Source organism: Undibacterium cyanobacteriorum, assembly GCF_031326225.1.
In the GTDB taxonomy this organism is placed as follows: domain Bacteria; phylum Pseudomonadota; class Gammaproteobacteria; order Burkholderiales; family Burkholderiaceae_D; genus Undibacterium; species Undibacterium cyanobacteriorum.
In genome coordinates, this window is sequence record NZ_CP133720.1 from 3,472,431 (window position 1) to 3,485,613 (window position 13,183).

Annotated in this window: 13 protein-coding genes; 2 read left to right on the top strand and 11 right to left on the bottom strand. The window is 47.2% G+C overall.

Annotation, left to right across the window (positions count from 1 at the left end; translation table 11 throughout):
• Positions 1 to 4 precede the first annotated feature (4 nt).
• The 7 genes from RF679_RS14515 to rplM form a co-directional block, all read right to left on the bottom strand.
• Positions 5 to 1,471 carry an FAD-linked oxidase C-terminal domain-containing protein gene (locus RF679_RS14515; protein ID WP_309481343.1) on the bottom strand — a complete coding sequence of 489 codons (1,467 nt, stop codon included), beginning with the start codon at positions 1,469 to 1,471 and terminating at the stop codon, positions 5 to 7.
• A gap of 328 nt (positions 1,472 to 1,799) precedes the next feature.
• Positions 1,800 to 2,150 carry an iron-sulfur cluster insertion protein ErpA gene (gene erpA, locus RF679_RS14520; RefSeq protein WP_309481344.1) on the bottom strand — a complete coding sequence of 117 codons (351 nt, stop codon included), beginning with the start codon at positions 2,148 to 2,150 and terminating at the stop codon, positions 1,800 to 1,802.
• Between the two features lie 56 nt (positions 2,151 to 2,206).
• Positions 2,207 to 2,593 (bottom strand): bactofilin family protein, encoded by a 387-nt coding sequence (locus tag RF679_RS14525; protein WP_309481345.1) that lies wholly within the window; start codon positions 2,591 to 2,593, stop codon positions 2,207 to 2,209.
• A 108-nt stretch (positions 2,594 to 2,701) separates the two neighbouring features.
• Entirely contained in the window at positions 2,702 to 3,382 is a 681-nt protein-coding gene (locus RF679_RS14530) for a DUF6776 family protein (protein WP_309481346.1), read from the bottom strand.
• 41 nt (positions 3,383 to 3,423) lie between these two features.
• Complete coding sequence (gene argC / locus RF679_RS14535) at positions 3,424 to 4,470, bottom strand: N-acetyl-gamma-glutamyl-phosphate reductase (protein WP_309481347.1); 1,047 nt, start codon at positions 4,468 to 4,470, stop codon at positions 3,424 to 3,426.
• Between the two features lie 294 nt (positions 4,471 to 4,764).
• Positions 4,765 to 5,157, bottom strand: a complete 393-nt coding sequence (gene rpsI / locus RF679_RS14540; RefSeq protein WP_309481348.1) for a 30S ribosomal protein S9 — start codon at positions 5,155 to 5,157, stop codon at positions 4,765 to 4,767.
• Between the two features lie 9 nt (positions 5,158 to 5,166).
• The gene (gene rplM / locus RF679_RS14545; protein WP_186916212.1) at positions 5,167 to 5,595 is read right to left on the bottom strand and encodes a 50S ribosomal protein L13; all 429 of its coding nucleotides are present in this window, start codon (positions 5,593 to 5,595) and stop codon (positions 5,167 to 5,169) included.
• A 755-nt stretch (positions 5,596 to 6,350) separates the two neighbouring features.
• Between rplM and RF679_RS14550 the strand changes: the two genes are divergently transcribed.
• A complete protein-coding gene (locus RF679_RS14550; RefSeq protein ID WP_309481349.1) occupies positions 6,351 to 6,815 on the top strand; it encodes an OsmC family protein in 465 nt (154 codons plus the stop codon).
• Between the two features lie 142 nt (positions 6,816 to 6,957).
• Here RF679_RS14550 and RF679_RS14555 read toward each other — a convergent pair whose 3' ends face one another.
• The 3 genes from RF679_RS14555 to RF679_RS14565 are packed head-to-tail and all read right to left on the bottom strand — an operon-like array spanning position 6,958 to position 9,308.
• Complete coding sequence (locus RF679_RS14555; protein ID WP_309481350.1) at positions 6,958 to 7,737, bottom strand: BPSS1780 family membrane protein; 780 nt, start codon at positions 7,735 to 7,737, stop codon at positions 6,958 to 6,960.
• A gap of 48 nt (positions 7,738 to 7,785) precedes the next feature.
• Entirely contained in the window at positions 7,786 to 8,745 is a 960-nt protein-coding gene (locus RF679_RS14560; RefSeq protein ID WP_309481351.1) for a homoserine kinase, read from the bottom strand.
• A 17-nt stretch (positions 8,746 to 8,762) separates the two neighbouring features.
• Entirely contained in the window at positions 8,763 to 9,308 is a 546-nt protein-coding gene (locus tag RF679_RS14565; protein WP_309481352.1) for a hypothetical protein, read from the bottom strand.
• Positions 9,309 to 9,607: 299 nt separating this feature from the next.
• On the opposite strand from RF679_RS14565, the gene RF679_RS14570 reads away from it, so the two are divergent.
• Complete coding sequence (locus RF679_RS14570; RefSeq protein ID WP_309481353.1) at positions 9,608 to 12,385, top strand: M16 family metallopeptidase; 2,778 nt, start codon at positions 9,608 to 9,610, stop codon at positions 12,383 to 12,385.
• A gap of 48 nt (positions 12,386 to 12,433) precedes the next feature.
• Here the strand turns inward: RF679_RS14570 and RF679_RS14575 are convergent, their stop codons facing one another.
• The gene (locus RF679_RS14575; RefSeq protein WP_309481354.1) at positions 12,434 to 13,171 is read right to left on the bottom strand and encodes an LOG family protein; all 738 of its coding nucleotides are present in this window, start codon (positions 13,169 to 13,171) and stop codon (positions 12,434 to 12,436) included.
• Between the last annotated feature and the right edge of the window lie 12 nt (positions 13,172 to 13,183).

Below are 13,183 nucleotides of genomic sequence, written 5' to 3' on the forward strand. Positions count from 1 at the left end.
TCTTCTAGAATCGTTCGAGGTGCGGGAACTTCAACATTCCACCAGACACATTCATACGACCATACTCAGCACATCGGTTGAGACTTGGAATGCCCTTGCCGGGGTTGAGCAATTGTTTGGGATCGAAGGCAGATTTTAAGTCGAGTAAAGTTTGCATTTCCTCAGGAGTAAACTGTACGCACATGGAATTGAGTTTCTCGACGCCGACCCCATGCTCTCCCGTAATGCTGCCCCCAAGTTCAACGCAAAGCTCCAAAATCTCTGCTCCAAACATCTCTGCTTTGTGAAATGCCCCTGCTTGGTTGGCATCGAACAAAATCAAAGGGTGCAAGTTTCCATCCCCGGCGTGAAAGACATTCGCGCACAGGAGTTCATATTTCTTTTCCATCTCGGTGATCGCCAACAAAACACGTGCCAAATGTTGGCGTGGAATCGTGCCATCAACACAGTAATAGTCCGGTGATATGCGTCCCGCCGCTGGGAATGCATTTTTGCGGCCGGACCAATATTTCAAGCGTTCTTGCTCGCTGTATGAAACGCGCAGCTGACGAGCCCCAGAATCATTGAGAACACCACTCATCAAGGCGATCTCTTCTTGAACCTGCACAGAACTACCATCAGCCTCGCATAGCAAAATCGCTTTCGCGTCTTGGTCGTAGCCAGCTTGGACAAACGGCTCAACCATACGCACTGAGGTCTGGTCCATCATCTCTAAAGCTGCTGGGATCAATCCTGCTGCAATGATATTAGCCACTGCCTGACCGGCAGCTTCAACACTATCAAACGAGGCCAAAATAACCTGTGCCACGTTCGGCTTCGGCAGCAAACGTAAGGTAATTTCCGTGACGATGCCCAGCATTCCTTCAGAACCTATCATCAACGACAACAGATCAAGCCCAGGGGCATCGAGTGCGTCTCCACCGAGTTCGAGAATCTCACCATCAATGGTCAACACCCGCGCGCCCAAAACATTGTGTACCGTTAATCCATACTTCAAGCAATGCACGCCGCCCGCATTCTCAGCGACATTACCACCAATGGTGCAGGCTAATTGTGAAGAAGGATCGGGCGCGTAAAAGAGTCCAGCATGCGCTGCTGCTTCGGACACGCTCACATTACGCACACCGGGCTGCACTACGGCGACGCGCTCAGTCGGGTAGATGCGTATGATTTTTTTGAGCTTAGCGGTGGAGAGCACAATGCCATCTGGAACTGGCATCGCACCACCTGACAGCCCTGTACCCGCACCGCGCGGCACAATTGGAATTTGATATTGCTTGCAAATCGCCAGCACCGCGAGAATTTGCTCTTCGTTTTCCGGCAAGACGACAAGACGAGGCAATTGTCGATAGGTCGTTAAGGAGTCACATTCGTAAGGGCGAGTCTGCTCGGCGTCGGAAAGTATGCTGTGCGCAGGCAGAACTCGACGAAAGGTCTTGATTAAGTCAGCTTGTGCTATTGGATTCGTCATCAACTTCGCCAAACTAGGGTAAGAAACGTGAGCCGTTGGCGCATGTTCGCTGTGATCAACAATGTTGAATCGAGTGTACCGCCCTTAGCGGAGATTGTTAAGTTCTATGCGGCGCAAATGCAGCACTAATGTTGAACAAAAGCGAAACAAAGTTTGAGTAAGCCTGGTTTAAGCACATCGCCAGCAACAAGAGTAGGAAACACGGAGTCGTGTAGGTTTCTATCTTCCAGCTATCGCAGAAATCGCGATTTGATCCAGTCGAAACAAGCAAAAAAAAGGACGCTGTAGCGTCCATTTTTTAAATAACTCTTTAAGAGCGATGTCGGTCTTATACTGAGAAAGAGGAACCGCATCCACAAGTTGATTGTGCGTTTGGATTCTTGATCACAAACTGAGCGCCTTCAAGATCGTCTTTGTAATCAATCTCGGCACCAACCAAATATTGATAACTCATTGCATCAATCAACAACTGCACACCATTCTTATTCATGATGGTGTCGTCTTCATTGGTCACTTCATCGAAAGTGAAACCATATTGAAAACCGGAGCATCCGCCACCCTGCACGAACACGCGCAATTTCAAATCTGGGTTTCCTTCTTCTTCGATCAATTGCGCAACTTTCGCTGCTGCACTATCAGTAAAGATGATTGGGCTTGGCATTTCAGTAACAGCGTTCATAACAGACTCCTGCGTTGATTTGTTTCAGTCCTCTATTATAGACCGGATTACTTTTTTTAGTTGGAAGCGGCAAGTTTCAGAACTGGCTCAGCCACTTGATCATGTGCTAACTTGCCTGAGACAAGCGCGCCATTCATCATCTCTAAGGCTTTGTAGTGCACATCACCAGAGATCCGCGCTTTGCTTTGCAACTCGATCAAATCACTGGAAAACACCGGACCGTTGATCACGCCATTGACCACGACGTGGCCTGCGCGCACTTCGCCATCAATCACGGCCTGCTCAGAAATTACCAAAATACTTGGCTCTCCAGCTTCGGCAACGACATTGCCTTTAACGCGACCATCAATACGTAAACCACCTTTGAAATGGACATTGCCCTCAATATGCGTGGAGGCACCAATCAAGCTATCAATCGTACTTTTGTTCTTAGACTTAAACATGCAAACTCCTCTTTTTTATTTAGAATTGTGACAGTGTTTAAACGAAAATGAGGGGTGAAATACAAGACCCTGAACAAGGGCTTGCAGATCCCATCGCCGCGCTGGTGGTCACAGGTTGACGGCCTGTTTCGCACGCAGCTCGCCCTTCTCCAGAACTGTCATTTGTACGCTTTTTATGCTAGCGCCCTCGGGCAAAGTAATCTGTCCCTCGACACGTTGATAGTGTTTGAAGCTCAACTTGAGCTTGCTAGCATCACCAGATTTAGCATCTGGGAATTCCATGATAACAGGTTTACCCGCGTGAACTAATGTCAAGCTGATATGCATCTCGCCAGAAAATTCACGCACAGCCTTACCACCTTGCATGACCAAGGCGCGGAACCGCAGCTGCCCTGGTGCAGCCATTTCAATCTTGGCGTTTTGCAAAGTAATTCCTTGCGGACGATTCGCTGATGGCATCAAACTTTCAAAGAATGCCAAATCTTCTTTAAGCTTATTATTCTCAGCCGTCAGCCCATTGATCTGGTCAGTCAATTGCTTTTGCACTGACTTTTCCATTGCTTGCTGGCTTTCGATGGTAGTGGCGCTCGCCAAGAGTTTTTCGCGCTCTTCCGTGAGAGTCGACACCTGCTCTTGCAAGCGACTCACCAATTCGGGCGAAAATTTGGGTCCAAATGCGAAGTTGCGCCCCATTTCGTAAGTCCACATCGCAATCGCACCACCGACACCGATCACGGCGGCGATGAAGGCAAACTTAATCGGCCAAGGCACATGCTGATTAATCGTCATTTTCGACGCGACGAGGCGTCTTTTCCAAAATTTTTTAATCATTATGGATTGATCGGTACATGATTCAGACCGGTGGTCTCATCAAGCCCAAACATCAAATTCATACATTGCACCGCTTGGCCTGAGGCACCTTTCACCAAATTGTCTTGCACCACCAAGATCACCACAGTGCGGCCATTACTTGGGCGATGCAGAGCGATGCGCAATATGTTCGAGGCGCGTGTTGAACGTGTCTCTGGATGAGAACCGAATGGCATCACGTCGACGAAGGCCTCGTCACGGTAGGCATCTTCAAACAACTTCTGCAACTCTTCATTTGTAAGAGCCATCGCAGAATCTTTCAACTGAGCATAGAGCGTCGAATGCATGCCACGAATCATTGGTACCAAATGCGGCGTGAACAAGAGATCTACTTTTTCAGCACTGATGCGCTGCAATTGTTCGATCGTCTCCGGTGTATGGCGGTGTCCTGCCACGCCATAAGCCTTGAAACTATCACTCGTTTCGGAAAATAAGATGCCTATTTCGGCTTTACGACCGGCACCTGAAACACCCGACTTGCAATCCGCAATCAAACGATCAGCGTCAATCAATCCTGCTTTTAACAAGGGCGCAAAACCCAATTGCATCGTCGTTGGATAACAGCCTGGATTACCAATCAAACGTGCTTTCTTGATCTGCTCACGATTTAGCTCCGGTAAGCCGTACACTGCCTCGGACAACAGATCTTTGCAGCTGTGCTCCATGCCGTACCATTTCTCAAACTGGGCGACGTCCTGCATACGAAAATCTGCTGCAAGATCGATGACTTTGACGCCATTTGCAAGGAGCTCTGGCGCTTGTGCCATCGCCACGCCATGCGGTGTCGCAAAAAACACCACATCACATTGATTCAAATCGGCTTTATCAGGGGAAGAAAAACACAGATCGACGCGACCGCGTAATGATGGATACATTTGAGATACAGGAACGCCATCTTCCTTACGCGACGTAATCGCTGTCAACTGCGCGTGAGGATGCGTCGCCAAAATACGTAATAACTCAACTCCTGTATATCCTGTGCCACCGACAATACCAATCTTGATCATTTTTCGATATCCCAAATTGAAACCAATACTTTGCAGAAATTTTCTTGCATTTTAACAGTCGCCGCCTGAATCCCCAATAGAACCCTGACTCAACTCAGGTAGACGCAGACGCTGTCGCGTTTCACAGGCCCGATGAAGACAAACTCAACGAACACCAGTCACGTGCAGCGATTCGCCTCACCCTGTCCTTCTAGCCTCTTGAAAAAATCAACAAACATGAAAGCAAAAAAAAACCGCCAACAGTGTGGCGGTTTTTTGTTCCAGCAAAAAGCTGCAATAACAAAGGATTGCAGATTAACGCTTGGAGAATTGTTTTGCGCGACGTGCTTTGCGCAAACCAACTTTTTTACGTTCAACTTCACGAGCATCACGTGTTACGTAACCTGCGTTAGACAATGCAGATTTCAAACTTGCGTCATAGTCGATCAAAGCACGTGTGATACCGTGACGAACTGCGCCGTATTGGCCGGATTCACCGCCGCCGTGTACGTTCACCATGATATCGAATGTTTCGAGGTGGTTAGTCAACTCGAGTGGTTGACGAATAACCATCAAGCCAGTTTCACGAGAAAAGTATTCGTTTGCTGGTTTGCCGTTAACAACGATTTTGCCGCTACCTGTTTTCAGGAATACGCGAGCAACTGCGCTCTTGCGACGGCCAGTTCCGTAGTTGTAATTACCGATCATGGCTATTCCTTAGATATCGAGTACTTGTGGTTGTTGAGCAGCATGTGGATGCGTTGCATCAGCATATACTTTCAACTTCTTGATCATCGCGTAACCGAGTGGGCCTTTTGGCAACATGCCTTTAACAGCCTTCTCTAAAGCGCGGCCTGGGAAACGGGCTTGCATTTTTTGGAAGTTCGTTTCGTAGATGCCACCTGGGTATCCAGAATGACGGTAGTAAACTTTGTTCAGAGCTTTAGTACCAGTCACGCGCAATTTGGATGCGTTCACAACAACGATAAAATCGCCTGTGTCTACGTGTGGTGTAAATTCTGGTTTATGTTTGCCGCGTAAACGGAGTGCCACTTCGCTGGCAACACGTCCGAGAACTTTGTCTGTCGCGTCAATCACGAACCAGTCGCGCTGAACCTCATGGCCCTTAGCGGAAAAGGTTTTCATGTTGAATCCTAATAAAAAAAGATAAAAAACACCCTGATTTTTCGGTGGTTCCGGCCCATCTTATCTCTGAAAACAGAGTAAAGTCAGCGGACGCTCCCTTGTTAAATTCTCTCTTGGGTGAACAGAGAGTCGGAAACTATAGCATTTTCAATGACTTAGTGCAAGCATTGTTTAAATTTTGAGCAGATTCCGGTATCACGACTATCGATTGATAGTTGCTGCGGACAAAAAAAACCCGAAGTCCGGCTTCGGGGAGAAGTCACTTGGAGTGACGGAGGAGATTGCGTGAAGATTGCAAACACAGATGCCAAAAACAAAATCCACGATGCATAGTAGGACAAACACTTTCATTAAGCTAGGGAAACTTAGTGCTATCTGGAAAGTATCGAAATTCGCCCCCTTTCGTATCGAAAAGTGACACAAAAATCGATAAATCTCATATATTTACACGTAAAATGCGACTTTTTAACCACACCTAGTCACTTTCATGTGAGCCCGCAAAGACGGAAATTAGTAAAATCAAAACAGATTTTATCCTACAAAACCGTCTCAACTTGCAAGTTTGCCCAAGCCTTATTTGACGCAAGCTTTTTGCGATGTCAACGAGAACAAGAAACGCGACTTTCGTAGCTGTAGGCTCGCAGCCGTCGCTTGCAGATCGGATATCTAAACGCACACGCTCAAAACAAATCACGCCAACAAGGTAAAATCTTCCCCATCGTGGCTTTGACGTCTTAATTCAGAAAGAGGAATAAATGGAAACAACAGTACGCTGGACCGGTGTCGGTGGCATGAGCTTTATCGCAGAAACAGGCTCAGGACATGCCGTGATGATGGATGGCGCCCCTGAAGGTGGCGGTCATAACCGTGCACCGCGTCCCATGGAAATGGTATTACTCGGCACTGGTGGCTGCACGGCCTACGACGTGGTATTGATTCTGCGCAAAGGTAAGCAAGATGTGAGGGGCTGTGATGTCAAACTCAGCGCAGAGCGCGCCAGCACAGAACCCAAAGTGTTCACCAAGATTCACTTTCATTTCACCGTCACTGGTCGTAACCTGAAACTTGCACAGGTCGAACGTGCGATTGCATTGTCCCATGAAAAGTATTGCTCGGCCTCCATCATGCTCGCCAAGACAGCCGAAATGAGCCATAGCTTCGAGATCATCGAAGACTCGACAATCCCTTCGGAACACGAAAAAACTACTGCGGTCGACTAAAAGCTAAAGCTCGCAACAAAATCGAAACGACTCCCAAGCAAACTTATCTTCAGTTTGATGGGAGTCGTTTCAATATCTGATTTTGGCGTAGGAGATACGTCCCAGATATCACGTGAAAGTATACCCAGGGGTCGAACTGAAATTAAGCACTTGTGTCACGCTCAAATGCTGCGGTATAGCTCGTATAAAAGCTGCAATTGACAATCGTGATCAACCCCAACAAAGCTGGAATGATGACGAGATTAATGATCGCCGCGACCGCTGGATGGATGGCCGAAAGCACGCCCAAGACAAAGGTTGGTACCATCAAGAAAGCCAAGCACGACAACAGATACACAATAAAGGCCGAACGCAAGCGCCAAACAGTAAAGAAACTATAGAAGCAAGCTTTGATCACGCCCATTCCATGCCAAGCAATCAAATTTGGCGCATACCAAAAGCACATCAAGGCTGGCAGGTAAAACAAACGGGAGATCGCGACACTTTGAAACAGACGCCACAGCATTTGTCTCGCATACTCAACGTTTTGCGCCGCCTCTCCTTCGAATAGCTTCGGATTACTGATCAGCTCCCGAAGCAATCCGTCATCAAAAAAAGAAGCCAAGGTCATCGAAGCCGCAAAGGCGAGAAATTGCAACAAACCCAGCATGAACAATGGCTTTTTCGCTGGCGATCTAAAAGCACTGAACAAGGCTGTCGCAACAAAGGCCTCACCCCGCTCCGTATCGCGATAAATTTGCGCAAGCCCCATTGCAAACAAAGGTGCCAGCGCAAAACTTAGCACAGGTCCCACCAAGGGTAAGGCCGCTACTACGAACGTACAAAGCATCATGCCGAAATAGGCGAACACAATTTCGAACGGCCGCTTCTTAAACAAGTCAATCGCTTGACTCAACCAATGCCAGCCCGCATTTGGACTCATGACAAACTCCCCTACAATCTTTTCTTTACTTTCATTGCACTGGCGAACTTAGCGCGGCAATTTTGGTGCTGGCTCGGCAATACGCAGTCGCAAAATGCGTTCAAAGTGAGTCGGATCATGCGGTGTCAGCATTTCTGCATCACGTGGTTTGTAGTAATCGAACACGCGCGACAGCCAGAAGCGGAAAGCTGCTGCCCGCAACATCGCCTGCCACGCTTCTTGTTCATTCTCAGTGAACGGACGTACCGAATGATAGGCTTGCAACATGGCTTCGACGCGAGCCAGATCCAACACCCCAGTATCGAGATCAATACACCAGTCATTGATGGTCACGGCCACGTCAAATAACCAAGTATCGCAACCGGCAAAATAGAAATCAAAGAATCCCGTCAACTTGTCGCCATCAAACATGACATTGTTGCGAAACAAATCGGCGTGAACCGGTCCATTTTGCAGCTGACGATACACCGCTGTTTCGGCAAACGCGCTTTGAAAGCGGATCTCTTCTTGCATTAATTGACGTTTATCTTCGTCGAGAAATTGCAATACTTTCGGTACGGTTTCTTGCCACCATGGCAGACTGCGAAGATTGGGTTGAACAATATCGAAATCGAGCCCAGCTAAATGCATACGGGCCAACATGGCGCCCACTTCAGCACAATGCACCGCTTGCGGTGCCATTTGCGAACTCCCGTGCAGCTTACTGACAATGGCAGAAGGCTTACCATGCAAGGCGACACATAAATCGCCACGATCGTTGGCGATCGGCGCTGGCACTAAAACGCCTCGATCGGCGAGGTGTCGCATCAACTTCAAATAGAACGGTAATTGTTCAAAATTGAGATTTTCAAAAATCGTTAAGACGTACTCACCTTGGTCGGTATCAATAAAAAAATTACTATTTTCAATACCGGAAGCGATGCCCCGAATCGCGTGCGCTTTGCCAAGGGGAAATTGAGGCATCCAATCTGTGAGATCTTGCAATGTTACCGAGGTGAATACAGCCATATACTTTCAATATCTAATTATTTTTTAACCGGTGCCGAGCTTGCACTGGCGGCGCTGGCCGCAGCATCAACGTTCATTTTGGCAGCCGAAGCGGAAGTTGTTGTGGCTTCTGTCGCAGGTTTGGATGCACCCGTTTTTGAAGTCCCATTGGCATTGGAAGCGGGCGCTTTTGGCTGCCCAGCATTCGATTCTACCTCTTTCGGCGTTTTCGCGCCGCCAAATTCCATCACCGTCCATTGTGCGGCACGATTCGCTTCCCCTTCACGCGTTCCCCTAGGCGCTTTGTTTTCTTTCACCGTGTAATTGCTGCCGCCCGAACGAACCCGTACCTCGGTCGTCTTGCCCTCTTCCTTACGCTCCATCATTTTCAAATTCTTAGGCTCAGGCTTCGCCAGCTTCAACTCAGACTCACCCGGCTCTTCCAGCTTTTCCAATGGTGGCGGAGGTGGCGGCGGAACATCCTTTTTCGATTGCGCCAGAGCGACGCTCGGCATTGCAAACAAGACCAATACTCCCACAGGAATAACAGCGCAAAAAGAACTAAAGGCGATTGATTTTTTCATGACATCACTTCAAAAATAAGAAATAAAAACTGGCATTTCTGCAAAAAGACGACACAACAACGCCACATGCATTAGGGCATTGTAACAAACGTAGCAGCAATTACTGAGACCTATTGCCCCACTAGAGAGCATAACTATTTTCAAGACCTTGAAATCTGCCCTAAATCAATGCCCAAGTGAATGCACTTGCTTTCGCCCAAAGCGCATTCGCCATGCTACGTTTAGCCCATAGCATTATTAATTTTTTAATATTAAAATAACATTTATTCATACTTCACTGATAGGCTTTACAAGCACTTATGCGCTTACAAACTTCAGCACTTTGCGGTTCGATCCTCGCTATTGCTTCAACATTAGCGCAGGCTAAAAATATCACTCCACTTGCTGCTGAGAATTCGGCAGCGGTTGGCGCCGAAAATATTCGAAAGATTCAATCGTTAGGCAATGTGAGTGAATACAGGCTCGACAATGGCCTCACTCTACTCTTAATCCCTGATAAGAAACAGCATTCGACTACCATCAACATGGTCTATCGAGTTGGCTCACGGTATGAGAACGAACACAACAATGGGTTGGCACATGTCCTCGAGCATCAACTTTTTAGTGCACTTCCGACACTCCAAGATGAAAAGGATGAGACGCTTTCTGTCAATCGATTAACAAAAGAGGGAGTTAACTTCCAAGCGAACACTCATTTCGATTATACGGTTTACCAATCGAAATTTTTGGCCAGCAACAATTTGCTGGAGAAGCTGCTCAAGCTTGAAGCGTTCCGTATGCAAAGCATCAACTTTAATTCACACTCATCGGAGATTCGGTCTCAACACACAAACGAAAAAAATATTGTGCTTAACGAACTGGATATGAAGGAGACAGAACCCTCGTTCATAGTAAGGCGAGCTCTGCATAAGAGTGCTTTTGATGATCACCAATATCGACAACTCCCGATCGGTAGCCGGGCTAGCATCGAAAATGTCGACAGCAAACAGCTGGATTCGATGTATAAAGAATTCTACCGCCCGAGTAACGCTGTTTTGATTGTCAGCGGTGCTTTTGACACCGTTGAGTGCCTCAATTGGGTTGCCACATATTTCAACAAGCTCACAAATCCCACTTCCACGATAAAAATCGAAAAGAAAGTGGAACCGCCACAAAATGGTGCCCGAACCACCGATATCGGTATCGCCAGCGAAACGAACTTAATCGGCGTAGGCTACCATGCTCCGCCCGCGACGCATTCTGATTTTATGGCGCTTCGATTAATTGACAACGTCATTGCCAACAATCGATTCAGCCCATTCGACTTAAGAAATGAAATAGCATCTACTTCGAGCTTTCATATTGAAGCACCGATTACCAGCGCCCCCCATCTCCATTTCTTCCAGCTTCAAGGACCAAAGAACGATGCGCAAGAGCGAAAACTTCTCAGTGCAATCGAAAGTTTCTCGAAAAAGCCCTTGACGGAACAGGAGTTGAATGGCGCCAGAAAGAGTTTAATCGAAGAATTTGAAAAAATAGAATCATCTTCAGAACAACTCGCCAGCGAATTGGCGACCTACACGGGCACCTCAGATTGGCGCCTGTTCTATCTGAACAAGAAGAGAATAAGTACCCTTACCTTGGGACAAGTGCAAACAGCGGCAACCACTTATCTGACTGGTACGAATCGGACAATCGTGAGAACGCACTCAACCCAGCACGTAAAAACAATCGAAATACCCGATGCCCCAGCATTAGAAATCGAATATCAGCAGCTGCAAGATCAAGCTGCAAAGGAGTTCAGGCACGCTGACAGTGAAACATGGGAAACATTAAATCAGAAAATTCTGTCATTCGAGTTATCGAATGGCATCCGCATTTCCTTGTTGCCAGTTTCTAGGCCGAATCATGGGATCCAAATTGCGACACGACTCAACTTTGGCACAGAAGAAAGCCTGCGCAACCAACAGAATCACGCGGCCTGCGCGGGATGCTATTTCCCAAACTTTAGCATCATCAATAAAAAGAAATACCATTCACAAGTCCCGGAATATTCAATGTCAAAAACAGTCGATGAAACTCATTTCTATTTCGCCATGGAGACTTTAGGTCAAGTGGAAGATCAGCAACATCTCCTCGATTTATGGTCCGCTTACGTGAGGGCTCCACTGATTGACTCGCAAGCAATTGAGCTCAACAAGCGAACCCGCCAAAATCAAATCGTAAAGGATGTGAGCAATCCACAATGGGTCGCTGTTAATGAGGCAGAACGGTACTTCGACCCGACCGGAAAATCCAGTATTCGCCACGTTAGTAGCTCTGGGGCGATGATCGAGGGCTTAAAAAACGCTACATACGCCAACGCTTTAGCTTTCCATCGAAAGTTCTTTGGCCCCCAAAATGCCAACATTGTTATCGTCGGTGAATTCGATGCAGACAAAATGAAGCAACAGATAACAGAGTTGTTAGAGGACTGGAAGCCTGCTCACAGATTTGAAAGAATTCCGTATCAACTAAAGTCTGTAACTCCAACGGAAAAAGAGATTCTTGTTCCAAATAGTTCCAACAGTTTCATCCTTGGCTATCTACCCTTGTCGATCAATGATGAAGCCAATGAATTTCCCAGTCTATTGATCGCCAACTGGATCTTTGGCGGTGAAGGACTACAGAATCGCCTCGCTTTAAAAATAAGGCATCATGAGGGCTTAAGCTACTCAATTGGCTCAATACTCGATGTCAAAGCAATCGATAAGGCAAGTCGATGGTTAATCTACGCCAACTTCGCACCGCAAAATAGAAGGCTCATCAAACAACTCATTAAGGAGGAGCTCGACACTTTTCTTCGTGAGGGCGTCAGTGCAGACGAGCTTGAAGCTGCCAAGAAAAATATTTTGGCTGAGTTCAAAAAGCGTGAGTTAGAACAACACGACTTAATCAACAGACTTCTAGATCATAGGCGTGCAAACCGAGACTTCGCCTATGAGATCAAGCTCGTCCAAAGGATTCAAGAATTGGATGTGGAAACTGTGAATCGCCACCTAAGACAATTGATCATCCCAAACGACGTCTCTTACTTCAGTGCAGGCGACTTTAGATAAATTTGGCACACGCCCTACCGCACGGCTTAAGTCCCAACTGACATGCAATTACAAATACAACATCCGCTGTCTTTCCTCGTCGGACGGCTCGATATCATGCGCTTCATAGTAGGCAAAAATCGCATCAACGATATTGGCCGGTTCGTCGATGAGTTGCACGAGATTGAGGTCTTTTTCCTCGATCAGGCCCTCATTTGCCAACTGTTGCTTAATCCAATCTAGGAAACCTTGCCAGAAATTCTTGCCGACCAAGATCACCGGAATACGTTTAGTTTTCCCAGTTTGCATCAAGGTTAAGACTTCCATCAACTCATCCAAGGTGCCGAAGCCGCCGGGGAAAATAATGTATGCGTCGGCATATTTAACGAAGGACACCTTACGTGCAAAAAAGTGACGAAAATTGAGAGAGACATTCTGCCAAGGATTGGTTTTCTGCTCGTGTGGTAATTCGATATTCAAGCCCACTGATGCTGATTGGCCTTCAAATGCGCCCTTGTTGGCAGCCTCCATAATCCCTGGGCCACCACCAGAAATCACTGCAAAACCCTCGTCAGATAAGCGTTTAGCGACATCGACGCAAGTCTGATAATACGGATTTTCCGGTTTCAAACGTGCTGATCCAAAGATGGTCACCGCGGGGCCAATTGCCGACAAGCGTTCGGTGGATTCGATAAACTCTGCCATAATCGTGAACATATGCCATGATTCACGCGCTTTGAGGGCAGTCGCCTTGTCTTTGTCGGTGATCTGACGCAATTTCAGAATTCGTTTTCCGGTGTCATTCATTTCCAGATTCCT